Origin of the sequence: Halopelagius longus (assembly GCF_900100875.1) — an archaeon.
Classification (GTDB): Archaea; Halobacteriota; Halobacteria; order Halobacteriales; family Haloferacaceae; genus Halopelagius; species Halopelagius longus.
Window position 1 is genome coordinate 23,281 of record NZ_FNKQ01000001.1, and the last position, 23,056, is coordinate 46,336.

Annotated in this window: 19 protein-coding genes; 9 read left to right on the forward strand and 10 right to left on the reverse strand. The window is 60.7% G+C overall.

Features of this window, described 5'->3' with window-relative positions:
* Positions 1 to 54: 54 nt before the first annotated feature.
* From BLS11_RS00130 to BLS11_RS00150, 5 genes are all read right to left on the reverse strand, one after another.
* Positions 55 to 1,083 (reverse strand): phosphate signaling complex PhoU family protein, encoded by a 1,029-nt coding sequence (locus tag BLS11_RS00130; RefSeq protein ID WP_092531302.1) that lies wholly within the window; start codon positions 1,081 to 1,083, stop codon positions 55 to 57.
* An 85-nt stretch (positions 1,084 to 1,168) separates the two neighbouring features.
* Positions 1,169 to 2,080, reverse strand: coding sequence for a phosphate ABC transporter ATP-binding protein PstB (gene pstB / locus BLS11_RS00135; protein ID WP_092531304.1), 912 nt, complete (start codon positions 2,078 to 2,080; stop codon positions 1,169 to 1,171).
* Positions 2,077 to 3,705 (reverse strand): phosphate ABC transporter permease PstA, encoded by a 1,629-nt coding sequence (pstA, locus tag BLS11_RS00140; protein ID WP_092531306.1) that lies wholly within the window; start codon positions 3,703 to 3,705, stop codon positions 2,077 to 2,079. The genes pstB and pstA overlap by 4 nt, the downstream gene beginning before the upstream one ends.
* Positions 3,705 to 4,838 carry a phosphate ABC transporter permease subunit PstC gene (pstC, locus tag BLS11_RS00145; protein ID WP_092531308.1) on the reverse strand — a complete coding sequence of 378 codons (1,134 nt, stop codon included), beginning with the start codon at positions 4,836 to 4,838 and terminating at the stop codon, positions 3,705 to 3,707. Before pstC ends, pstA begins: the two co-directional genes overlap by 1 nt.
* Before the next feature lie 61 nt (positions 4,839 to 4,899).
* Positions 4,900 to 6,108, reverse strand: a complete 1,209-nt coding sequence (locus tag BLS11_RS00150; RefSeq protein WP_092531310.1) for a PstS family phosphate ABC transporter substrate-binding protein — start codon at positions 6,106 to 6,108, stop codon at positions 4,900 to 4,902.
* A gap of 222 nt (positions 6,109 to 6,330) precedes the next feature.
* Here BLS11_RS00150 and BLS11_RS00155 point away from each other — a divergent pair, with 222 nt between their 5' ends.
* Entirely contained in the window at positions 6,331 to 7,350 is a 1,020-nt protein-coding gene (locus BLS11_RS00155; protein WP_092531312.1) for a hypothetical protein, read from the forward strand.
* A gap of 51 nt (positions 7,351 to 7,401) precedes the next feature.
* Here the strand turns inward: BLS11_RS00155 and BLS11_RS00160 are convergent, their stop codons facing one another.
* Both BLS11_RS00160 and BLS11_RS00165 read right to left on the reverse strand, forming a co-directional pair.
* On the reverse strand, positions 7,402 to 8,481 hold the full coding sequence (locus BLS11_RS00160; protein ID WP_139172741.1) for a hypothetical protein: 1,080 nt from the start codon (positions 8,479 to 8,481) through the stop codon (positions 7,402 to 7,404).
* A gap of 154 nt (positions 8,482 to 8,635) precedes the next feature.
* Positions 8,636 to 9,505 carry a winged helix-turn-helix domain-containing protein gene (locus BLS11_RS00165; RefSeq protein WP_245698639.1) on the reverse strand — a complete coding sequence of 290 codons (870 nt, stop codon included), beginning with the start codon at positions 9,503 to 9,505 and terminating at the stop codon, positions 8,636 to 8,638.
* Positions 9,506 to 9,849: 344 nt separating this feature from the next.
* Here BLS11_RS00165 and BLS11_RS00170 point away from each other — a divergent pair, with 344 nt between their 5' ends.
* The gene (locus BLS11_RS00170; protein WP_092531316.1) at positions 9,850 to 10,611 is read left to right on the forward strand and encodes a cytochrome b family protein; all 762 of its coding nucleotides are present in this window, start codon (positions 9,850 to 9,852) and stop codon (positions 10,609 to 10,611) included.
* Positions 10,612 to 10,721: 110 nt separating this feature from the next.
* Here BLS11_RS00170 and BLS11_RS00175 read toward each other — a convergent pair whose 3' ends face one another.
* Together BLS11_RS00175 and BLS11_RS00185 are read right to left on the reverse strand one after the other, a co-directional pair.
* Positions 10,722 to 11,132, reverse strand: coding sequence for a DUF5684 domain-containing protein (locus tag BLS11_RS00175; protein ID WP_217628965.1), 411 nt, complete (start codon positions 11,130 to 11,132; stop codon positions 10,722 to 10,724).
* A 371-nt stretch (positions 11,133 to 11,503) separates the two neighbouring features.
* Positions 11,504 to 14,251 carry a glycoside hydrolase family 97 N-terminal domain-containing protein gene (locus tag BLS11_RS00185; RefSeq protein WP_217628966.1) on the reverse strand — a complete coding sequence of 916 codons (2,748 nt, stop codon included), beginning with the start codon at positions 14,249 to 14,251 and terminating at the stop codon, positions 11,504 to 11,506.
* Positions 14,252 to 14,605: 354 nt separating this feature from the next.
* On the opposite strand from BLS11_RS00185, the gene BLS11_RS00190 reads away from it, so the two are divergent.
* The 5 genes from BLS11_RS00190 (at position 14,606) to BLS11_RS00205 (ending at position 18,563) form a co-directional block, all read left to right on the forward strand.
* Positions 14,606 to 15,211, forward strand: coding sequence for a helix-turn-helix transcriptional regulator (locus BLS11_RS00190; protein ID WP_092531322.1), 606 nt, complete (start codon positions 14,606 to 14,608; stop codon positions 15,209 to 15,211).
* A gap of 213 nt (positions 15,212 to 15,424) precedes the next feature.
* Positions 15,425 to 15,739: a hypothetical protein gene (locus BLS11_RS18895; RefSeq protein ID WP_139172742.1), complete on the forward strand. Its 315-nt coding sequence runs from the start codon at positions 15,425 to 15,427 to the stop codon at positions 15,737 to 15,739.
* Between the two features lie 336 nt (positions 15,740 to 16,075).
* Positions 16,076 to 16,486 carry a cupredoxin domain-containing protein gene (locus BLS11_RS00195; RefSeq protein ID WP_175454331.1) on the forward strand — a complete coding sequence of 137 codons (411 nt, stop codon included), beginning with the start codon at positions 16,076 to 16,078 and terminating at the stop codon, positions 16,484 to 16,486.
* 27 nt (positions 16,487 to 16,513) lie between these two features.
* The gene (locus tag BLS11_RS00200) at positions 16,514 to 17,083 is read left to right on the forward strand and encodes a DUF411 domain-containing protein (RefSeq protein ID WP_092531326.1); all 570 of its coding nucleotides are present in this window, start codon (positions 16,514 to 16,516) and stop codon (positions 17,081 to 17,083) included.
* 703 nt (positions 17,084 to 17,786) lie between these two features.
* Positions 17,787 to 18,563 (forward strand): tyrosine-type recombinase/integrase, encoded by a 777-nt coding sequence (locus BLS11_RS00205; RefSeq protein ID WP_342701724.1) that lies wholly within the window; start codon positions 17,787 to 17,789, stop codon positions 18,561 to 18,563.
* Positions 18,564 to 18,650: 87 nt separating this feature from the next.
* Here BLS11_RS00205 and BLS11_RS18900 read toward each other — a convergent pair whose 3' ends face one another.
* Positions 18,651 to 20,105, reverse strand: coding sequence for a hypothetical protein (locus BLS11_RS18900; RefSeq protein WP_139172743.1), 1,455 nt, complete (start codon positions 20,103 to 20,105; stop codon positions 18,651 to 18,653).
* A 629-nt stretch (positions 20,106 to 20,734) separates the two neighbouring features.
* Between BLS11_RS18900 and BLS11_RS00220 the strand changes: the two genes are divergently transcribed.
* Complete coding sequence (locus tag BLS11_RS00220) at positions 20,735 to 21,880, forward strand: tyrosine-type recombinase/integrase (RefSeq protein ID WP_092531334.1); 1,146 nt, start codon at positions 20,735 to 20,737, stop codon at positions 21,878 to 21,880.
* 364 nt (positions 21,881 to 22,244) lie between these two features.
* Positions 22,245 to 22,409, forward strand: coding sequence for a hypothetical protein (locus tag BLS11_RS19195; RefSeq protein ID WP_175454332.1), 165 nt, complete (start codon positions 22,245 to 22,247; stop codon positions 22,407 to 22,409).
* The last annotated feature ends 647 nt before the right edge of the window (positions 22,410 to 23,056 follow it).

Consider the following 23,056-nt stretch of genomic DNA (forward strand, 5'->3'; position numbering starts at 1 on the left):
GACGAACCGGTCGCAGGCCCATAACCGTGGGTGACGGCCGCCGCGGACCGTCGTTCAGTCGCCGCCGTCTCCGTCTGTATCGGACGGCGACGCGGCGGGTACGCCGTCCCGAATCGCCGTCCGAAGTCCGACCTCCGCGATGTTGCCCGCGTGTTCGGCCGTCCGGCGAACGCCGTCGAGGGCGTACGTGAGGCGGTAGTCGCCGTCGGGGGCCTCGAACAGTCGGCGATCGAGCGTCTCGGCCTCCTCGCGCACTCGGTCGCGGGCGTTCAACGCCGCCGCGGCGGTGTCGGCGTCCGCGACGACGGCGGCCACCGCGTCGTCGACGGCTCCTCGGGCGGTTTCTGCGATGTCGGCGATGTCGTCTACGGCGCGCGTCCGCGGGTTCTCCACCGCGGCCCCGACCGTCGCGATGCGTTCGGCGTGGTCGGCGATACGCTCCAGTTCGCGCGCCGTCGCGTGCAACCGAAACAGTTCCTCGCGCGTCGCGCCGAGGGCGTCTATCTCGTCGAGGCGCGTCAGTCCGCGACAGAAGTGGCGGTCCACCATCGCGTAGAGGCGGTCTGCCTCGTCGTCGCGGTCCGAGAGGTTCTCGGCGGGTCCGTCGCCGGTCAGCACCGCCGTCGCCTCCCGGTGCATCGAGAGTGCGACGAACTGCAGTTGGCGCACCGACTGCCGGACCGACACTTGGTTCGCGTCCAGCAGGTTCCGGACGACGACCCTCTCGTCGCTCCGGTCGGTGACCGTCATCCCGGCTAAACTCCTCGTGACACGCCTGAGGACTCGTTTCTGGGCGTCGGTGAACGACTCCGAGACGTCGAGGACCACCTCCTCGTACCCGGCGGTGTAGGCGGCCCGGAGCGTCTGTTCGAGGCGTTCCGTGCTCTCGGGGGCGACCTGCACCGTCACGCAGCCGGTCGACCCGTCCTCGCGCCCCGGCGCTTGGACGACCAACAGGCCGTCGATGTGGGTGTGGAGGTCGACCACCGTGCCCGCGCTGATGTCTTCGTCCTCTGCCCATCGTTTCGGAAGTGAGACCGTGTACGTCCCGTTGCTGACTTTCTGAATCTTGCGCGTCTCCATCTCTCGTCCCGTTAGGCGGTTTCGCCCTCGTCTGCGTCCGTCTCGTCGTCGCTCGCTCGGCGGTTCGACTCGCGGCTCACGGCGCTCACCCGAACTTCCCGGTGATGTAGTCCTCGACGCGTTGGCTCTGCGGTTCCTCGAACAGTCGGTCGGTGTCGCCGTACTCGACGAGTTTGCCGCCCGTCAGGAACACCGCCGTCTGGTCGGAGATGCGGGCGGCCTGCTGCATGTTGTGGGTGACGATGACCACCGTGTACTCCGTCGAGAGGTCGTGGATGAGGTCCTCTATCTTCGCCGTGGCGATGGGGTCCAACGCCGAGGCGGGTTCGTCCATCAGGATGACCTCGGGGTCGGTCGCCAACGCCCGAGCGATACAGAGACGCTGCTGTTGGCCGCCGGAGAGGCCGAGGGCGTTGTCGTCGAGGCGGTCGTTCACCTCCTCCCAGAGGGCCGCCTGCCGAAGCGACCGTTCGACGAGCGCTTCCTCCTCGCTCTCGTCGGACCGACCGAGCAGGTTCGACAGCAGTCCGGTGTCGATGTCGCCGTGCTTCCGCGGCCCGTACGCGACGTTCTCCCTGATGGACTTCGGGAACGGGTTGGGCGACTGGAACACCATCCCCACGCGCTTGCGGAGTTCGACGAGGTCCACCCGGTCGCGGTATATCTCCTCGCCGTCGAGCCGGACCGACCCCTCGACGCTCGCGGCTTTGATGCGGTCGTTCATCCGGTTGAGACAGCGCAGGAACGTCGATTTCCCGCACCCCGAGGGGCCGACGAGCGCGGTGACGCTGTTCTCGGGTATCTCCATCGACACGCCGTCGAGGGCGTGGTCGTCGCCGTAGTAGACGTCTAAGTCCTCGACGGCGAGTTTCGCCCGCCCGTCGAACTCGTAGTCGCACCACTCGGCTCGAATCCGCTCGTCGGTCTCTCCGTTCGTCGTTCGGGCGGGTTGGTCGGTACTGCGGTCGGTCTCTGAAGGTTTGGTAGTCTCGCTCATTCTCGAAGTTTGCTGCGGAAGTAGTATCTCGTGACGATGCCGACGAGGTAGAACGACAGCACGACGGCCAACAGCACGAGCGCCGTCGCCCACTTGAACTGCTCGAGGTCGGAGACGGGTCCCGACTTCCCGACGCCCGCCGTGATGAGTGCGTACAGTTGGTACGGCAGGGCGGCGGTCGCCTGCATCAACTCGGGGTTCTCCACGAACGGCGGCGACGCGGTGAACCGGAAGCCGCCGACGACGTCTACGGTCTGTCCTCCGGGGACGAACGTCCCGCCCGCCATCGTCAAGAGGATGGGCGCCGTCTCGCCGGCGATTCGGCCGACGCCGAGGATGACGCCCGTGACGACGCCGGGAAGCGCCGCCGGGAGGACGACGCTCCGGACGGTCTGCCACTTCGTCACGCCGAGGGCGGCGCTTGCGTCGCGGTACTCGTCGGGCACCGCGAGCATCGCCTCCCGACTCGTGATGACCACGAGCGGCAGTAACATGAACCCGAGCGTGAGCATCCCCGAGAACAGCGTCCTGCGGCCCCCGAACCGGGGGACGAGGAACGCGAAGCCGAACAGCCCGAAGACGATGCTCGGGGTGCTCCAGAGGCCGTTGGTGGCGACTTCGATGACCTGCGTGAACCGCCCCCGCTCGGCGTACTCGGTGAGGTAGATGGCCGCGCCGACGCCCAACGGAACCGCGAACGTCACCGCCCCGACGACCAGCCACACCGTCCCCACGATGGCCGGGAGCACGCCGTTGTGGTCGTTGAGCAACGCCACGCCGTTCGTGACGAACGGCCACGACACCGGCCAGACGATAGTGTGGCTGAATCCGAACAGGTCGATGGTCGTCTCCGGGCCGACGCCCGCGCCGACGGCGATGCCCCGGAACAGACCCGGCGCGCCCTTGGTGACCGTAAACGCCACGAGGACGACGAGTACGGAGACGATGGCGAGGACGTTCAGCGACACGAGCACGTACGCGCCCGTGTGTCGGCCCTGCGCTCCGAACCCGCCGTACGCTTTCGCCGCCGCCCACCCCGTCAGGAGGGCGCAGAACAGCGTCAGCGCGGGCACGACGAGGTCCGCGGCGAACGTCGCGCGCAGGCCGGTCGGTTCCCACGACCACGCCGGGCCGATTGCGCCGGTGAGGAACGCGCCGCCCGCGAGGAGGGCGAGTGCGCCCGCAGGGACCGTAGAGCCCACGTCCTCGCGCGGGACGACCGAGACGGCGAAGGCGACGCCGCCCGCGAGGACGGCGACGGCGACCCACCCGAGGCCGCCGAGGCCGAGCGTCTGCGAGCCGACGAGTCCGCCGACGACGAACCAGACGCCGGAGAACGCCGCCGCCGCGACCGCCCCGGCGTCCGACCGGGGCGTCGATTCGACCGCGCCGACGCTGGATCCGACGCCGAACGCGACGACGGCGAGGCCGAGAACCGCGAGGAGGCCGCCGAGGAGCGACACCGTCCGCACGCCGCCGACGGTCCCCGTGACGGACACCACCTCGAACAGCGCGGCCAACCCGAGTGCGAACAGGAGGGCCGAGAGTCCGACCGCGCCCGCGGCCGCCGCGCCAGTTCCGGTCGCCCGTTCGCGGACGAGGTCCGATTCGGTCGCGCCGGCCATCAGTCGCTCCCCCCGAGTTTACGGCGCATCCGCGCCTCTATCAACTGCGACCCGACGCTGAGACAGAGGACCGTCACGAACAGGATGACGCCCGCGACGAACAGCGCGTTCATCTGCAGGCCGGTCGCCTCGCCGTAGTTCGCCGCGATGAGCGACGTGAGCGTCTCGTATCCGTAGAACACGTTGTAGAGAGGTTCGGCTATCTTCGGGTTGTTTCGGAGCATCACCGTCGCGGCCATCGTCTCGCCGATGGCCCGCCCGACGCCGAGGAGGACGGCCGCCGAGACGCCCGAGAACGCCGCCGGGAGGGTGATTGCGGTCATCGTCTGCCAGTCGGTCGTCCCCAAGGCGAGCGACCCGCTCTTCATCGATTCGGGCACGCTGTCGAGGGCATCCTCGGCGACCGACACCACCGTCGGGAGCGCCATCAGGCCGACGACGACGCCGACGAACAGGTACGTCCCCTGCCCGACGAGGTCGAACTTCTCGGAGGCCCACGGGCTGAGTATCGTGAACCCGATGAACCCGTAGACGATGGAGGGGATGCCGGCGAGAATCTCGACGCCGGGCTTGACGAGTTCGCGGACCGTCGCCGGGGCGATTTCGCTGATGAAAAGCGCCGCGGCGACGCCGAGGGGTCCGGCGACGAGCGTGGCTATCGTCGTCACCACGAGCGTCCCGTGTATCATCGGGACCATCGAGTAGCGAACCGGCGGCGACGCGGCGTCCCACCGCGTCTGGAGGAACATCCGCGCGCCGGGGACGGTCACGCCGAACACCTCCGCGCTCTCGTACGCTACCGCGGGCCACGCCTCCACGAAGATGAACACCGTGATGAGCCCGAGAACCAGAATCGTCGAAATCGTCATCGTCAGGGTGACCGCCTCGGCGGTCAGTTCCCGGTGGCGGACCCACCCGTACCCCGTCGTCGCGAGGAACGCGGCGAAGAGGGCGACCGTCAGCGGGGAGCTTACGAGGAAGCCGACGAACGCCGCCAAGAGGCTGACCGACCCGACCAAGGCGGTGGCCAGCGCCGACCGTTCGGTCTCCGCTACGAATCGCCGCGCCCGGTCGAACCGCCGCCGAAACGGAGCTGACGCCCCCGAGGGGGGCTTCTCTGTCGTCGATGTCATGATTGGATATGAATGTGGATAGGAAGTCGGCGAGTCGCACGCCACCGAGAGGGACGCGGCGTTACGGTTGGGCGGGCAGCTTCTGCTTTTCGGCCTCGATGTCCTTCGTCGGCAGCGGAATGTAGTTGACGTCCTCGACGAACGTCTTCTGCCCGAAGGTGGTCAGGAACATGTTGATGAAGGCGGCCTCCCGCATGTCCGTCCCCTCGGGGGTGTCGTCGGTCTTCTTGGTGTACATGTGGAGGTCGCGGTTGAGCGGGTACGAACTGTCGTAGATAGTGTTCTCCGCGTCCTTGCTCGGCTTGTACACCGTCCCCTCGATGTCGAGGGCGATGGGTCGAACCTGCTCGCCGGTGAACGCGAGCGCCATGTACGCGATGGCGCCCTCGTTCTGCTGGACGACGGTCGCGACCTGCTGATTCTGCCCCTTCCGGGTGTCGACGCCCGGCATCGACGCTTCGGCGTCGCCGAGCATGTTGAGTCGGAACGCCGTGTCCGTTCCGGAGCCTTCGGCGCGGCCGACCACGTATATCTCTTGGTCGGGGCCGCCGACCTCGCTCCAGTTGGTAATCTCGTCTTGGTAGATTTTCCGGACCTGCTCGCCGGTGAGTTGGGTGACGCCCGCGTCGTAGACGTCCTTGCTGACGACGACCGGTTGGCCGTCGCGGCCGACGACGTGGTCGACGAACTGCTCTTTGGCCTTCGACTCGGTGATTCCGAGTTCCGCGGTGATGGGGCCCGACGAGTTGCCGATGTCGACGAGGCCGTCGCGGACGGACTTACACCCGGTCCCCGAGTGACTGAGGGCGACGCTCGTCGCGAACGGCGGTTTCGCCTGCGTTTCGGTCGCCTCGAACCCGTAGAGACCGGCGAAGTAGTCGGCGAGTCGCTTGTCGGTCTGTATCTCGTCCCAACCGGGGACGGTCCCCTCGTCGCTGGACCCCCAGTACTCGCCGTCGTCGGCGGGGGCGTTCGAGTTCCAGTAGGAACTGCCCTTGTTCGAGATGGGGTACACCGTCGAGGACCCCTCGGCGGTGAGCATCGACTGGTCGCCCGATTCGGTCTCCTCGGCCTCGGTGGTCTCCTCCTCGGTCGGGCTCTCGGTCCCCGTCTCGCCGGCCGCCTCCGTGGTTGCGTCGGTTTCGGTCTCGGTTTCCTGCTCGGCTTGGCCCGAACAACCCGCGATTCCGGCGGCCCCGATGGCCCCGGACGTCACCAGAAACTTCCGCCGTGATACTCGATCTGTCAGACGCTCTGACTCTTGCGTCATCGATTCGAGCCTCAGTAGTCATAATAAAAACAGTTTATAATGCTGGTCTAATATCGTTATTAGTAACACGTATCGATACTGTTTGGGAATATAAGAAAACATACGTCCGTATAGGTCCGGAGCTCTACATTGACAAACGTTCTCACTAATCGGGGAACGTACCGCTGGTGATACAGTTCAACTGCGCAAGGTATAACGGCCAGCCGTCGGAACCGACGGGACATGAGTTCGGAGGACGGAGACGCATCCCCCGACGACATCGTCGGTCTGTCGGTGCGGGAGGCGACGGACGCACTCGTCTCGGAGAACCCCGCCCGCGACCCGGAGTCGGTCCGGGCGGTGCTCGACCACGTGACCGAAGACGGCGTGGTGACGCGAGACGCGCTCGAAGAAGCGTTCTCGGACGCGTCGATGGTCCTCGGCACCGCCGAGACGCGAACCGAACTCGCGTCGATGGCGCTCGCGGAGGCGAGAGAGACGGCCGCTCCCGTCTCGGACCTCGAAACCGTCCGGGCGCGCCTCGACGCGTTCGAGTCGGCGGTGACCGACCTGCAACGCCGCGCGACCGACCTCGGTTCGGACCTGCAGACGCTGGTGCGCCGGCGCGACGACTCCGGCTCGATTTACGACCTCGTGACCGACCTGCGGCGCGTCACCTCGGACGCGAAGACGGTCCAACGGACCGCCGACGCCCTCCAGACCGACCTCGAAGCGTTCGAGCGGTGGGCGACCGACGCCGACGCTCGGTTCCGCGAACTCGACGCCGACGCCGACGCCCTCGAACGGTCGCTCGACGCGTCCGCGAACGTGGTAGAGAAACTGGCGGACGGTGACGAGAGCGGTCGGGAGACGCTGTCGCTTCCGACGACCGACGACGCCGTCGCCGCCGACGCCGCGTGGGCCGACGCGACGCTCCGCCTCCGGGTCGTAGAACTCCTCGTCGCGGACGCGCGCGCGGAACTCGCCGACCTCCGGCGGTGGGCCGACCGCGAGAACGACCGCGACGCGGCGTTCGACGCCCGCGCCGAGGAACTCGAACGCCGGTTCGACGAGTTAGACGAGAAGCGGGAGACGCTCGGCCGCCGCCTCGACGCTCTGGGCCGCCCGGCGTGGCGGGAGCGTCACGGCGACCGACTGTCGGGGTTCGACGCCGCCCTCGACGACTTCGAACCGCCCGTCGCGTGGGGCGACGTGCGCGGGGTGCTCGAACGCTACCGTCCGGCCCTCGAAGGCGCGGCGTGACCTCGGCCGAGGGTCTCCGTCCCGCGATACGAGACCTCGATCGGGACGAGCTTAACTCCGTTTCTCCGGCAGGCTGTCGAAGAACTCCTGCACCATCGGCATCCTCTCTGTCACGACGGAACAGCTCTCGAACTCCGCTTTCGCGTTGTCTTCTGCGACCTCCTGTTTCTCGGGGTTACCGTGGCCGCCGGCGGTCGCCGCCTCGTCGAGGACGTCACAACCGTGCGAGAGCGCGTCGGTTATGCAGGCGAACTCGTCGAGCGGTGTTTCGACCGCTTCGACGGCGTCTATCTCGACTATCGTTTCGTGGAGGTCCTCGAAGTCCCCCGACAGTCCGTAGAACGTCCCGGAGGCGTCGTCGTACTCCTCGTCCCGATACTGCTCGAACCCCCGTTGCAGCTTCCCAACCTCATCGGAGAGCGTCCGGACTATCTCCGCGAAGCGATCGAACTGGGATATCTCCGTTTCGAGTCGTTCGACCTTCGTGTCGTAATCTGCGGGTTCGAGGTCGTCGATGGCGTCGAGGCTGTCAGAGCGCGACTGCTCCTTGATGTTACTAACCGTCTCTTTCGCCGCACCAGCCGCCTCGGTCACGAGCTCCACTTGGCTGCCGACTCGGTCGTACTCGCCGCCGTAAAATCGGTCGGTGGTCTCGCCCTGCCGATAGAACGCACGACTGAGGTGCTGGTGCGTCTTTCCCGCCCACCAGAGGAACCAGTACACCTCTCGAAGACGGGATAGCCGCTCTCGCTGCGCTCCGGTGGCGTCGCTCCCGATGTCGTTGAATCGACTCCGCGCATCGTAGAGCGGGCCGGCGTTCTCCTCGAACGAGAATCCGTCCGTCGCGTTCAAATCGTGGAACCCCCGATTCGGGCCTGCAGCGTCGACGTACCGTCCGACCGCTTTGTCGAGGTCGTTTGCCGCCCGGTCCAACGTTCGTTCGACGTCGTCGGGCGTTTCGGACTGCGTCTCCGTCTTCGTCTCCGTTTCCTCGCCGGCCGGCGTCGGTGAATCGGTCGCTACGCTCTCCGGCGTCGGTGTATCCGTCTCTTCCGATGGCGTTCGACTCGCGGACGTGGCCGCCTCTGGCTCCGAGGAAGAGCACCCCGCCAAGAAGACTCCGCTCGCCATCGAGAGATACGTCCGTCGATTCATACCGATCGGTTACAGTCTCCGTACAAAGAATTATTGATAATACGAACTGTTCTCGCTCCGACGGTTCTCCGGGGATACTCCGAATCTCGTATCGACCGCCTGTCCTCGTGGAGAGTCCCATCGAGGGTTGCTACCGCCGTGCGTACGCGACGACGTTCGCGGCGTCGTCGAGCGTCAGTTTCAGTGCGCCGCCGTCGGTGCGGACCGTCAGTTCCAGTTCGAGGGGGTCCTCGCTCGTAATCGTCGTCTCGGGGTCGAGAAGCGGCAAAAGTTCCCACGGGTACGTCTCGCGCGGGTCGATTCCCGAGTCGAACAGGAACGACGCCACCGCGGGATGGTCCACGACGACGGCACCCGCGTTCAGGTGGGTCCGGTCCCCGCAGGCCCGACACTCGAACTTGACGTCGAGGGCGGCGCGGTACGCGACGGACTCCTCGTCCGACCGGACGGTGAGCGTCGAGTCCACGCGGCCGTGACAGAGCGTACAGAACCCCCGGCTCAACTGGTGTGCGAGCGTCAGCACGTGCTTTCCGAGCACCTGCGGGAGGTTCTCGCGGGGCGTGCTCGCGACGGTCACCGGCGGCACCGGCATCTTCGTTATCAGGTTCTCGCAGGCCGAACAGTCGATGACGACGTTGCCCCCCTCGTACCGCGCGGTCAGTTCCTCGCCGCAGAACATGCACTCGCCCGCGCGGACGGAGTCGACTTCGACGTCCTCGGTGGAGAAGTACCCCGAGACGGCCGCGCCGATGGTCTGTTTTCCGGTGTGGGTGAGCACGTACCCCTCCTCCGTCTTCCGGACGAACTCCGGGACGAGTACGTTCAGGTGGTAGTTGAACTGCCCGGAGTCGCGGACGCCGACCCGCGACTGGAGTTCGGTGAACGAGACCGGTTCGCCGTATCGGTCCCACAGTTCCCGGAGAATCGAGATTCGCAGTTCGTTGGCGACGGACCCGAACAGGTCGTCGAGTTCCGAAACGGGTATTCCGTCGATCGACACGACGCGAACTCGTCGCTCAATTTACATCAATATTCCGTGTTCCGCACCTGCTCGACGGTTCGAGCGCGTTCGGCGCGTGCGCGACCGAGGAAATATCACTCACAGAACAGAAATATTTCTCTGGGAACGCTTACAGTCCATCCCGCCGTCATGTCGAGCATGCACGGATCCTCCGATAGACGCCCTATACCCTCCAGTTATCGGATGGCGAGCGAGTCGAGGAATCGCGGACGCGACGTTCCGAGACTCCCCTCCCGGTTCGTCCACGGCGGACGAACCGCACGTCGAGGCTCCCACCGTAGCGTGGCGACCCCGTTCGCTCGCACCGCGACTCTCGAACGCAGATGACCGACGACCACTCCGAGGAGGACGCTCGCACCGACGGCACGGGCGTCGTCGCCCCGGACGGAGAGACGCCGACGTGGCGGGAACGCAAAGAGCGCTCGGCGGGCCTGCCGCGCCTCACTTACGAGTACTTCGAGCGCTCTCGCCGCGAAGACGAGGAGTTGCGGCGGGAGTCCGACTACGTCGAACGCGACGTGTTGGGCTTCCCGACGTGGCCCCACGAGATAATTCGTAACCTCTCTATCGCGTGTTTCTTCGTCGGTATCATCCTGTTTCTGGCGGCGACGCTCCCGCCGCACATCGGCAACCCGGCGAACCCGAGTTCCACGCCGGGCATCATCCTGCCGGACTGGTACCTCTACTGGTCGTTCGGCCTGCTGAAGCTCGGTCCGCTGAACCCCGAGTTGGCCGTCCTCGGCGGGCAGAAGCTGATGGGCGACCGGATGTACGGCGTCCTCGCGAACATCGTCGTCGTCGGTGCCATCGCCATCGTCCCGTTCCTCAACAAGGGAAGCGCGCGACGCCCCGTCGAGCAACCGTTCTGGTCCGCCGTCGGCGTCGGCGGCGTCACCTTCGCGCTGACTCTCAGCATCTACTCGGCGAAGAACCTCGTGCCGATGAACGTGGACCTGCTGTTCGATATGACGTTCCTCCTGCCGCCCGTCGCGGCCCTCGTCGCGTACCCGGTGCTGAAGGCGATGCGCGAGGGGTACATGTACGGCCTCAACAAGCGGTACTACCGTCTCCGCCCGCCGAAGTGAGCCGTCCGGCCTCGGTCCTTCGCTTTCGGCCCTCCTCCGAGCCCGGACGTTTCAGCGGTTCGCTACCCGTTCGCCGGAAAAATCGATCCTCTCCGTTCTCGCCGGTGTAACTATACGCCGGGATTCGTATCGCCGAGATACTCCGCGTCTCCGAATCCGAGGAACGGCCAAAAGACGAACGGGAGGACCGCCAGTCCGAGTCCCGTCCCCGGTCCTTTGCCGAACTGCTTGGCCACGTCGACGAACAGTGCGATCATGAGTATCCAGCCGATGACCGGGATGATCGGCAGAGCCACCCACCACGTCGGACGGTCGGCGATCTCGACCAGATAGAAGAAGTTGAGGAAGGGAACGAACGCGCCCCATCCGGGTTGGCCCGCTTTTACGAACGTCTTCCACATCCCGATGGCCGGAACGAAGAAGAAAGCCAGTATCAGGAGGAGGAAGAACACCGCTCCGAGTCCTGCACCTGCGTCGCTCTGTAACGGAATCATCACGCTGCTGCCTGCGTTACTTACCATGTATCTCCACAGTCCCCGTCTATCAAATCGAGCAATAAAACTTGCTAACTAAGTATACTGTATTTAATTCTAACTTGTCTGGGAGATTCGGCACAGCTGTTCCTCACTATCGGGATTCAGCGGCCTCTAGGTTGTGATAGAAAGTTTACGTATTCTGCGGTCGTTCTCCTCTCGGAACTGCAAATATCGGAACTGATAATCAGGGGCAGGGCCAGTCGTCGTCACGGCCGGTTCGGTGACTTCGCCGAACGCTGCGATGCGCGCGGGTACACGCACCGGTCACTGGTTCGTAATTGCGGGCACTCTGCGAACGGGACGGAGGTCCGAGAGCGGACGGTGACGCTCGTCGGCTCCGAGCCGTAGTCGGCGACTCAGAACACGTTCACCGTCACCGTCTGCGGGTCGAGGTCCTCCACGGCCACCTCGTACTCGCCGGGCGAGTCGAACGTGTGCAGGAACGTCAGGTCCGTCGACCCGCCGGGTTCGAGGTCGACTCCGCTCGTCCGGACGACGTCGTCGTCGACGGTGAGTTTGACCACCTGCAGGCTCTCCTCGTCGCCGGTGTTTCTCACCGTCACCGGAATCTCCAGTTGGCGGTCCACCGTGGTCTCCTCGGGCACCTCGAAGCCCTCGTAAGAGAACATCCGGAACTCCGCGGACTGTTCGGTGACCGTCACCGTCTTCGAGAACGAGGCGTCGCCGTCGGCGGCGGCCATCGTCACCTCGTGGTCGCCCGTCTCGGAGAGGCGGAGGGGGAACTCGACTTGCGCCTCCTCTCCGGCGCCGACGCGGACGAACGTCTCCTCGACCGTCTCGCCGTCGACGCTGAGCGTCATCCGTTCGCCGCCGACGATGCCGCCCGAGTTGCTCGCCTCGACGAGGACGGTGAACGGTTCGCCGGCCATCACCTCCTCGGGGACGATGGGCGTGTCGTACTCGTAGGAGGGCGGTTCGTACGCCGGAATCTCGGACTGTTCGCCGCCCTCGGGCGGGCGGAGGCGGACGGCCTGCCCGCCGCCGGTGACCATCGACGCGTGGAGCGTATCGTCGGCGGAGACGAGGAACTCGTAGTAGGCGACTTCGTCGGGGTTCGACTCGTAGTCCGCCTCGGGGCCGTCGGCGTACACCTCGGCGACGTACTTCCGGTTGCTCTTCAGGAAGTCGAGCGGAACGGGGAGCGTGCGCGGGGTGTCGTCCGTCCCGGTGCCGACGAACCACTCCGCTCCCTTGCGGCGGGCGATGGTGGCGTAATCGCCGATTTCGGCCGCGCCGGCGACGGTTTCGTCCCACGCCGCCGGCACCTGCTCGATGTACTCGAAGGTGTCCAAGTCGTCGTAGTGCTCCGGCATGTCGGCGACCATCTGGAGGCCGCTGAACAGCATCGGATACAGGGCGAGTTGGCGCGCGACGGTGTTGTGGACGCGCGTGTTGCCGTACTCTTCGTACAGGATGTCGAAGATGCCCGGCGTGTAGTCCAGCGGTCCGGCCACCATCCGCGTGAACGGGAGCGTGAGCGTGTGCGACGGCGGGTTCCCCTCTGGCCGGAAGTTCTCGTACTCCAGTCCGCTCACGCCCTCGCGGGTCATGAGGTTGGGGTACGTCCGCCGCACCCCGGTCGGCTTGATGGGTTCGTGGACGTTGAGCATTATCTCGTGCTCTGCGGCCTTCTTCGTCACGTGGCGGTAGTGGTTCACCATCCGCTGGCCGTGGTGGTGGTAGCGTTCGCCGTCGATGTCTAGCCCCTCCTCGCTGACGTAGCCGGACTTTATCGCGTGGATGCCGAGGTCCTCGTACAGCGAGAACGCCTCCTCCAGTTGCTCCTCGTAGTTGCCGACGCCGCCGCCCGTCTCGTTGTGCGCGACGACGTTCACGCTCGGGTCTTTCGACTGTCCGTACTCGACCACCTCCTGCAGGTCGTAGTGTTCGGTCGACTCGGTGAACGAGAACTCGTGCGGCGGGTTGCTCCAGGAGTCGAACCCGCCTTCCCAGCCGACGTTCCACCCCTCCACGAGGAGCGAGGAGATGCCGTGCTCGCTGGCGAAGTCCATGTAGCGTTTGGCGTTCTCGGTGGTGGCGCCCACGTCCGGGCCGGGCGCCCACCGCGACTTGCCGACGTGAATCTCCCACCAGATGCCCATGTACTTCTGCGGCTCTATCCAGTCGGTGTCGTCCAACTGGTTCGGTTCGTTCAGGTTGACGATGAGGTCCGACTCCACGAGGGCGCCCGGGTCCGACCCGAGGGTGAACGTCCGCCACGGCGAGACGTGCGGCGCCTCGCCTTTCACCTTCGACTCGCCGTCGGGCCACGGGACGAGCGTACTCTCGAACGTCGTCGGGTCGTCGTCGGCACGGGTGAGCGTCATGCCCGCGTAGTCGGTCAGGGCCGCCTCGTGGACGCTCATATACGCTTCGTCGCCGACGCGCATCGTCACCGGCGTGTTCGCGCCGTCTACCTCCGACCCCACGTCGGGCGTCGGCTTCACCTCGCTCAGCGGCGTCTCCTCGTAGAGGTACTCGTAGTTCTCCCAGTCGTCCGGAGTCCACCACGAGGTGTAGTCGTCGGCGAACGCGAACTCCGTCCGCTCGTCGGTGACGACGAACGAGCCGAGGTTCTCCTGTTCGGGCAAGACGTACCGGAACGCGGCACCGTCGTCGTAGGCGCGAAAGAGGAGGTTCAGAGACCGTTTCGACCCCTCCGTCTCCCGGAGGCCGACGGCCAGTTCCTCGTAGTTGTTCCGAATCGAGTCGCTCGTGCCCCAGACGGGGTCCCACGTCTCGTCGATACTGCGACGCTCCGCGCCCGTCACCTCGAACGAGTCGGCCAAGGGCGCGGCGTCGCGGAAGGCGAGTCCGAGCGTCGAACGGTCCACCACCGTCCGACCGCCGTACGTGACGGCGTACGTCGGCGTCCCGTCGACCAACTCGAACGTCACCTCCACGTCGCCGCCGGGCGAGGTGAGCGACTGTACCTTCGTTCGGTCGCTCCGTTCGGTGCTCTCTATCGGCTTTGCCGCCACTCCGGACACTATCGACGTCAGTCCCCCGACGGCCGCCGCACCGGCGACGAATTCGCGTCGTCGAAGGAGCGAATCGGACGTATCGTTGTTATCTCGTGACACGAACACCAACTCGCCTGGAAATATGATAAACTATTTCCACAAACGAACACAAATTCAATAATCGTTCAATATGCTCGGTAACGGTCAGTTCGGGCGATAACGGGGGCTGTGGCGGCCACCGTTCGGTCCCCGATCGAAATCCCGCGGCTGCCGTAGATTTCGCTGTTCACTTCGTTCACAGCAGAGGTCTGACGGATTCGACGGGCGTTCGTTACGTTGTCGAACGATAAACTGTATGAGATAGCGCGGTCGTTATCGCGGTCGGGCTTCCAATGGACGTACGGGGACGACGCGGACGTCGATTGGGGAAGAAAGTAGTCAGAACGCACGGATCTACGAACCAAGTCCACACTAATGGTTACGCTCAAGACGGTCGATCGACTCGTAGGCCTCCTCGTCGTCGGACTTCTGCTGTACGGAAGTTACGGTTGGTGGCGAGCGACGCAGCGAGCACGCGCGACCGACGGGATGATGGGTCAGATGATGAGTACGATGCCGGGGACGGATCCGATCTGGTACCTCTTCGGAACGCTCGTTGCCGTGGGTGTCGTTCTCGGGGTCTACGTCGGTAGTCGCGAACAACTTGCTAATATGTTCGCGACGTCGACTTCGGCCGGTGCCTCCGAAGACGACCGCGACAAAGAGGACGCGTCTCCGAGTGACCGCTCCCCCGAGCGTCCGTCGGCGGAGTCGGTAGGTGAGTCTTCGATGGACAGTTCGCTCTCGGAGCGAAACTCGGTACTGAGCGTTCTCCCGGAGGACGAACGACGGGTCGTCGAACCGATTCTGGAGTCGCCCGGGCTAACGCAGGTCGAACTGCGTGGTCGGTCCGACTTCTCGAAGGCGAAGGTGAGTCAGACCGTCAGCGAACTCGAAGATAGAGGCCTGATCTATCGGGAAAAGCAGGGACGGACGTATCGGGTGTATCCCGGAGAACTCTTGAAGGAGTACCAATCGTGAGGGACGCCGGTAACCGTCCTGCGTGGGCTATCAGAAGAGGCTACTCCGAGTCGCGGAGGTCTCTCGGTACCGAAAACGGCTCCGACGAACGATTCTATCCGAGAGAAACGATTAGAATAGCCTATGAACGCTCTGGCCGCTTCTCCTCGGATCGTTCGCGCCCACAGGGATAAATCTGGAGCGTGCCTATGAGCAGATAGAGGTACAAGACAGATGCGAAGCTCAACACTCGCTGTACTCGCTGCCCTCGCGATCCTTCTGCTTACCGTCGGTGGCGTCACCGCCCACGGAGGCAACGGTACCGCCTCCGACCACGACAGTAGCGGAGCGAACGCCTCGGCGGCAGACTGGGCCACGTGGATGGAACGACATATGACCGAGCACATGGGCGCGGACGCAACCGCGCGAATGCAAGAGCGAACGGGAACGAGTTACGAGGAGATGGGCGAACACCTGGCGGGCCACCGGAACGGATCGATGATGGGCGGCATGATGAACGGCAGTACGACGGGTATGGGGTGTCACTAAGAGCCTCTGATCGACCCTTCGACTCCCACGGTCTGAATACCCAATAACGGAATGAGCCTGATACTCTAAAACGTATCACACCGCTGAGGGTATGTACGTGCAACCCTCACTACGAGTAATTAAATGAGAACTGGACAACCACACTCGAACCGACGAACGATCCTCCGACTAGCGAGTGGGATTGGAATGCTGAGTGTCGCTGGCTGCCTCGGTGCCGCCACCAACGGTTCCGATCCTCACGAGAGTGGTCCGACGTCAGACCACGAGCATACCCACGACCATACGCACGCGGAGGATACTCATCTCGGGGGGCCGGTCGCTCACGCGGACGTCGCGATGCAATCCACCGACGCTGGACATCACTTCAGCCCGCACATCGTCTGGATAGAACCGGCCGGAACCGTCACGTGGGCGAACGAGAGCGGCGCCCACACGACGACAGCCTACCACCCCGACGTCGAGAAACCGCTACGGATTCCAGAGAGTGCACCACCGTGGGACAGCGGTATGTTCAGCGAACCCGGCAAGACGTTCGAGCGCTCTTTCGAGGACGAAGGCGTCTATGACTACTTCTGCACCCCGCACGAATACCGAGCGATGGTCGGTAGGGTTATCGTCGGCGAGCCGAGCGTGGATACGCAGCCAGCGCTCGCACCACCACAGGACGGTCTCCCCGAGGAAGCGCAGACGTTGCTCTCTCGACTCAACGCGCGAACGAAGGACGCCCTGAAGCAACCCGATGAATAGCGCCCGACTGCACCAGTACCACAGTAGATGAACCAGAAGACACCCGGACAATCGGACGATAGCGGCTCCCCAGAGACCGCTAGATTCAGTAGACGAACGTTCCTCAGCGCGGCCGGTGTCACGGGTATCGGTGCCCTCGCCGGTTGTTTAGGAGGGAGTGACTCCACGGCCAACTTCGGAACGGGGGACGATGCCAAGCGACTTCGCGAGGCCGCTGCGTCGTATCTCGATACTGCGACGCTGTACAAGGCCCCGAACTGTTCGTGCTGCCGCGAGTACACCGAGTACCTCGAAACGGCGACTGACGTCAGCGTCGAAGTCGTCGAAGTCTCCGACCTCGCGAAGACGAAGGAGAAGTACAACGTCCCGCGAGACGTCGAAAGCTGCCATACGATGGACATCGGGGACTACTACGTCGAAGGTCACGTTCCGCTGGAAGCTATTGGCAAGCTCGCGGAGGAGAAGCCCGACATCGCCGGAATCGCACTTCCGGGAATGCCACGTGGCTCGCCCGGAATGCCGGGTGAGAAAGCCGAGGAGTTCGTCATCTCTGCCGCCTCTGAAGACGGCACCTACCGCGAATTCGTGCGGATCTAACCGGTACGAAGTCTAGGTGGACAATCCCGATACTAGACGCGAAGGAGGGGAGTACGGAGTGTGCTCCCCTCTGCGGTTCGATGGCCGTTGCATTCGGAGCACTCGGAATCAGCAGCCTCGCGACGGCAATCGGACTGTTCACAGGGCTGAAGAACAACCGTGATGGAGAATCCCCGACCCGACGGGAGTCACGTGAGCGCCTGCGAACGTGACTACGTCGGGGGAGTGAGGCCGAAGGCCGAACGGACCCGACGGGATTTGAACCTCGGTCGCTCGCTTCGCTCGCTCCCTGTTTCAAATCCCGCGGCTGTCGCTACTTCGCTCCTCACGTTCGTCGCAGAAGTAGCGGACCCGACGGGCATTCGCCATGCACTCTGACAAGCCTGAATTAATCGCCACGCCATCTGGCGATTAGCGACTCACACCCGAGCCGTCTCCGTCTCACGTGATTCGACCACGAAGAGACATGACCCTCGAACCACTCGAACCAGAAGAAGCAGTCGAACTGTACCTCCAAGACAGAAAAAGCGAACTCGCGAAGTCCACCCAATACGCACACTCCTCTCGCTTGGGGCACTTCGTCCGTTGGTGCAACGAACAAGGAATCGACAATCTGAACGAGCTAACTGGACGGAAGTTACACCGATACCGGCTCTGGCGACGAGCAGATGGGAACCTCGCACCGCCGACGGAGAAATCACAGATGGACACGCTTCGCGTGTTCATCCGATGGTGCGGAACTATCGACGCAGTCCCTACTGATCTCTGGTCGAAGGTCGTCTCACCGAGTCTCTCCGAAGGTGAGAACTCTCGGGACGTGATGGTAGATTCAGAGGTCGCAAAGGGTATTCTCGAATATCTCTCCACGTACGAATACGCATCCGAACGCCACGTTACATTCCATCTGATGTGGCATGCACTACTTCGGAGAGGGGCTGTTCGCGCTTTGGACTTGGAGGATTACGACTCTGAAGAGATGTCCCTCGACGTTCGACATCGCCCAGAAACAGAAACGCCGATTAAGAATAAACACAACGGAGAGAGGTTCATAGCGCTCTCTTCAGAGACGTGTACAGTACTCGATGCATGGATAGAAGATCGACGTCCTGACTCGGTTGATGAATATGGTCGAAACCCCATGCTTTCCACTTCACAGGGGAGAGCACATCTAACGACGATACAAAGTTACATCTATTCGATTACTCGGCCCTGTACGTATGACAAGGACTGTCCCCATGACCGAGAGATCTCTGAATGCAAAGCCGCTGCGATGAGGAGTTCTGCATCAACATGTCCGTCATCACTCTCACCACACGCTGTTCGTCGTGGTGCAATCACCCATTGGCTAAATTCGGATGTTCCTGAGCAGGTAGTGAGTGCAAGAGCAAACGTATCACCGGCAGTCTTGGACGAGCACTATGACCGACGAACAGAACGAGAGAAGATGGAACAACGGCGGAGGTATCTTGATAATGTCTGATCCATTGACTGGGAATCACCCCATAGAAGGAGTTCTCAAAGACTCCGATATCGTCGCTACCCCTTGAACCGCTTATCTATTAATCAGTTACCTCAATGCAGCCTCGACCTTCTTCGCTTCTTTTATTATTTTCTCGGTATTCTCTATCCACTCTTGCTCTGAATCATCTGGGAAATACTCACGGTGCAGATGTCTGCCAATTTCCTCCGCAGTATAATTTGGATTCGCCCAGTCAGTCAATCGATCAATCTCGAATACGGTTTTAATACCTTCGTTGTTCTCAATGAGTACTTCCTTCTGATCCGAAGGGAGGTTCGGTAGAAAGAGATTCAGCGGGAGTACGCTCAGCAGTTCATCTGTGGAGAGATGGGACTCAATGAGTTTTTCTCGGAGATTTAGTGTTGCTGCTACCTCACCTGTAGTCAGTAAGCCCCGGGATTCAATTCCTCTGAGGATGTTTCCTGAGGGTTCCGACTTCTCGTACCGCTGTTTGAAGATTGAACCACCCTCAAATTTCGCTCTGTGAATAGAAAGGACACCGTCTGCCTGATGTTTCTCAAATGGCTCCTTGACAAAATTATCATAGAACTCCTCTGTTTCCCAATTCTCATCGCAAACGCACAGAGTAAGGCTGGTCATCCCGGCGTTCAACATCATAGATCCAGTATACACGCTCTCACCTTCAGCGAGAACAGCCTGCTTGATGTCATCTATAATCTCAGTATCATTCTGAATTTCGTTGATGAGGATGAAGTAGTGAGTTTTGTCTGTTAGAACATAGTTCAGTTCCTCTTCAAGTTCAATAAGCGCCTGCTGTATTCCAAACTGGCTCAACTTCCCTGCATCATACAGTTGGGCTAGTGTGTTTCGGTATTCCGCTTCTTCCTTGCGTTCTGAAGTCAAAAGAGAGATGATTTGCTCCTTATGTAGATACTCGTGGATGAACCTTGTCTCGAAACAGGTAGTATCCATGAATTCCTCATTGTGAGGTTCAATATCGTACGGTTCAGGCTCACCACAGAGCAGTTGGTATGCTCCCCATGCGAGGCGGACATCATCTTCTGTTGGACGGACAAGACTGAACCGTTGGAGACTTGACTGAAGTTTTTGAGTTAATGAGGTTCGTTCGTGGTTCTCAAGAGAGAAATCGGATTCTTCTTCGAGGTATATGTAGAGAAGCGCGAGGTAGATATCTTCTTCAGTTTCTTCCTCTAGTTGGATAACAGACTCTGCATAATTTATCAGATTCTCAGACCCGAGTTCCTCCAACTCCAAGAAGTCCTGTTCAAATTTCGCCTCAAAGGATCGGAGACTCTGATTGAATTCCTTAGTTCGTTCTCTGAGTTGGTCTCGATTTTTAGCAGACTGCCACCGATCTATGAGATCCCTATATTTAGGGAGTATATTCACAAGAACTACTAAGACAGCCAGTAATGCCGGTGAGAGAATAGACAAGTAAGTCAAGGACGCCAATATTGGAACTAATACTATGTCCAGAATCAGGTAGACATAGTTGTGTTTTAGAAACGTGACGAGTCCCATATTACTGGGTAGGTGGTATACGTGAATAATCAAGTAACTTATCATACTAGTCTACCAACTTGATGGATATCTAAGCGCTCTCTTTCTCGTGTACGATGGAAAATCATCTGGATAGATTCTCTTCGAACAAATAGTATATATCGTGATGTGAGCGTGAAAGAGAAATCAAGGAGGATCCACAGAAGGAAACTTCAGAAGTTGACTGCGTCTTTTCTGAGAGTAGTGTTTCGGAAAAATCTCCTACCAGTAATGTCGAGGAGATTAGATAGTTTGTGGAACCTACGGTTTTTATGAATCTGTTCTTAACTAACAGTTGCATTCGCTTGCTAAGGCGACGACGCAAGCGGATCAAAGTCCGACTGGCCTGCCCACCCTTCCAAAGTTGACAGGCCTTTCGGACTAACACGCCCCAAGGTGGAAGCGCACTCGGAGATCCACAGCAGTGTGGACTCTCCAGATGTGGCTTACCGCTCATACTGTATAATTATGGGCGGGTCAAAGGCCGCTTCTGCGTTGGGTGAACATCACTAGCCGAATCTGTCGCAGCCTCATGAAAGATACATCTAAACTCAACGCTCGCAGCAGGGTCGTAGTGGTCGCAGATCAGGAGGTAGCTCAGGAGGTTCTCGATGAGTAGCCAACAAACCCAACCGGAGATCACTCAGGAACAACTCCTACGGGCAATCCAAAGAGAGAATATATCAGAGGACCTCCAATCGATCTCGCCTGAAGAGGCCATTGAGTTCTACTTCGACGATCGGTCCCGAGACCTCGCACCGAATACAAAGAGAGTTCACCGATCGGCCCTCCGCTTCTTCAAACGATGGTGCTCCGAACAGGGTATTGAGAATCTCAATGACCTCACAAGCCGTGACTTAAGCAAGTATCGTAGCTGGAGACGAGACGAAGCTACGACAAAAGTTGATTCACTAAGTAAGTCCTCTGAAGAGTCTCAAATGAACATAATCCGCTCATTCATTCAGGTATGTGAGCGGATTGATGCAGTTGAGAGTGGGCTTCACAAAGACGTCCCTTTCCCAGACATGGACGAGGGTGATGATGTCTGCCTTGATGAAGTGAGTTACGAGCGCGTCTCAGAGATATTAGGATACCTTCGGGAGCACGAGTACGCCAAGCGCGGGCATGTTGTATGGGAGGTCATGGCTGAGACTGGTCTGCGAACTGGGGCTATACACTCTTTGGATATCTGTGATTACAAAACCGGTAAAGAACAGGACTACCTTCGTCTCCGCCATCGACCAGAGAGCGGAACATCTCTGAAGAATGGCGCAAAGAGCGAGCGATATGTTGCCATCAGCGATCAGGTACGTACTGTAATTGATGACTACCTGTTGGAAAACTACCCAGACGCAGAGGAGAAGTACAAGGATGAGTACGGTCGAGAACCTCTATTAAGTGCTGGACAGGGTCGGATCTGCCGGTCCACGCTCAGAAAATACGTCTATATGTGGACGCGCCCTTGTGAGATCGGAAAGGAATGTCCTCATAATAGAGATAAACGCAATTGCGAAGCGACTGACAACGATGCTGCATCAAAGTGCGGGTCCAGTAAGGCACCCCATACGGTTCGAACAGGGTACATTACTCACCTACTGGGTTCAGGCGTTAACGCCTCGTGCGTTAGCAGTAGGTGTGATGTTACTGAGGATGTGATGGGAACCCATTACGATACTCGAGACGAATACGACAAGATGGTTACTCGCCAACAAGCGCTAAAAAGTACTGAACCAGATGACAATGGTTCTAATCCCTAAACAGTAGGTGTAAGCGCGCTCTATCGGCTAGTTGACCAAAGGCTCGCAACCGTCAATCAACGTTCCACGAGAAGTAGGCGCTAAGTTTTCTGCCTAGTTGAGCATCAATATGTACATATCATTGATAAGATAGCCAGACTACAAGATGGATTACTAGTAATATTACGAGTAATCTACTGAGACAGATGATGAGTAAACCGAGGAGACTACACGGAAGTTGATGAGGTAATTCCTCGGTAGAACGGTTGAAAGAGTATAATTCGGATATCAACATCTCAACTGAGGTCTGTGATGCGACCAATATATCGTTAGTAAAACCTGTCATACCAACCATTTATATCAATGAATGTACTTGTATGATAAGATGGCAAAACTCCATACTGAGATACCGGATAGGCTGAAGAAAGAATTAGAAATGATGAGTGAGATCCACAATGTCCCTCAACGACTCATCGTAGTTACTGCTCTCCGTGAGAAAATTGAAAAAGATAGCCCAAAGGCCGTTGAGTCGCTAACTAGCGACACATAACTTCCATTGGTCTGTCTTAAACAAGGCCCTCGTATTCTAGAGTAGCCTTGGGTGGGAGGGAAGTCGTGGGCAGGTATGTGACGTATAAGAAGTAACGCCCGACCACTATTCTGTACCTCCTCTGCGCGACCCAAGCTAGCGTGATTCCTCATTATTCTGGAGCAATCAAGTTCGAGTTCCCGTCTCGATATGGTACCCCTCGTTTAGTCTGTTAGAGTAGGTCCCCCTCAGATCGCAGTTCGGGGGGCTGGTTAGTTCACCCCGTAGGGGTGAACATAGCCCCGTTGTCTGTACCATCCTTTTTTAAATACTGATTCGGGGTTGCAAGATCCCTGTTGCAAGAATTCCGTTACGATTTTAGTTACGATCTCGTCGTAAGGAGTGGGAATCATCGGTTTTGTAGAGTGGTGTTGGACCACCGTTTCCGGTAAGGGGTGAGAGCGGCTGAGATATAACTCCGTACGAGGGGTGGGTACGTATCTACGTTCGCCCGCGTTGTTCGCTGAACGTACACCCTATATCCAAAGTGTATAATCTTCGTTCTCCGCCGTTCTGAGTGCCCTACACCGGTTTCGTGTTTTCACTTTGGATACGGTAGTAGTTCCGGAACCGCCGGTTTTGGTGAGGGATGAGGGTGAGATGTAACT

Excerpts from the sequence above, each read along its gene's own strand:
- BLS11_RS00195 (WP_175454331.1), top strand. The coding sequence starts at position 16,076 with ATGCAATCCACCGACGCTGGACATCACTTCAGCCCGCACATCGTCTGG.
- BLS11_RS18895 (WP_139172742.1), top strand. The coding sequence starts at position 15,425 with ATGCGAAGCTCAACACTCGCTGTACTCGCTGCCCTCGCGATCCTTCTG.
- BLS11_RS00160 (WP_139172741.1), bottom strand. The coding sequence starts at position 8,481 with ATGGCGAGCGGAGTCTTCTTGGCGGGGTGCTCTTCCTCGGAGCCAGAG.
- BLS11_RS00190 (WP_092531322.1), top strand. The coding sequence starts at position 14,606 with ATGGTTACGCTCAAGACGGTCGATCGACTCGTAGGCCTCCTCGTCGTC.
- BLS11_RS00155 (WP_092531312.1), top strand. The coding sequence starts at position 6,331 with ATGAGTTCGGAGGACGGAGACGCATCCCCCGACGACATCGTCGGTCTG.
- pstA (WP_092531306.1), bottom strand. The coding sequence starts at position 3,705 with ATGGCCGGCGCGACCGAATCGGACCTCGTCCGCGAACGGGCGACCGGA.
- BLS11_RS00175 (WP_217628965.1), bottom strand. The coding sequence starts at position 11,132 with ATGGTAAGTAACGCAGGCAGCAGCGTGATGATTCCGTTACAGAGCGAC.
- BLS11_RS00150 (WP_092531310.1), bottom strand. The coding sequence starts at position 6,108 with ATGACGCAAGAGTCAGAGCGTCTGACAGATCGAGTATCACGGCGGAAG.
- pstC (WP_092531308.1), bottom strand. The coding sequence starts at position 4,838 with ATGACATCGACGACAGAGAAGCCCCCCTCGGGGGCGTCAGCTCCGTTT.
- BLS11_RS19195 (WP_175454332.1), top strand. The coding sequence starts at position 22,245 with ATGGCAAAACTCCATACTGAGATACCGGATAGGCTGAAGAAAGAATTA.
- BLS11_RS00130 (WP_092531302.1), bottom strand. The coding sequence starts at position 1,083 with ATGGAGACGCGCAAGATTCAGAAAGTCAGCAACGGGACGTACACGGTC.
- pstB (WP_092531304.1), bottom strand. The coding sequence starts at position 2,080 with ATGAGCGAGACTACCAAACCTTCAGAGACCGACCGCAGTACCGACCAA.
- BLS11_RS00205 (WP_342701724.1), top strand. The coding sequence starts at position 17,787 with ATGGACACGCTTCGCGTGTTCATCCGATGGTGCGGAACTATCGACGCA.
- BLS11_RS00220 (WP_092531334.1), top strand. The coding sequence starts at position 20,735 with ATGAGTAGCCAACAAACCCAACCGGAGATCACTCAGGAACAACTCCTA.
- BLS11_RS18900 (WP_139172743.1), bottom strand. The coding sequence starts at position 20,105 with ATGGGACTCGTCACGTTTCTAAAACACAACTATGTCTACCTGATTCTG.
- BLS11_RS00170 (WP_092531316.1), top strand. The coding sequence starts at position 9,850 with ATGACCGACGACCACTCCGAGGAGGACGCTCGCACCGACGGCACGGGC.
- BLS11_RS00200 (WP_092531326.1), top strand. The coding sequence starts at position 16,514 with ATGAACCAGAAGACACCCGGACAATCGGACGATAGCGGCTCCCCAGAG.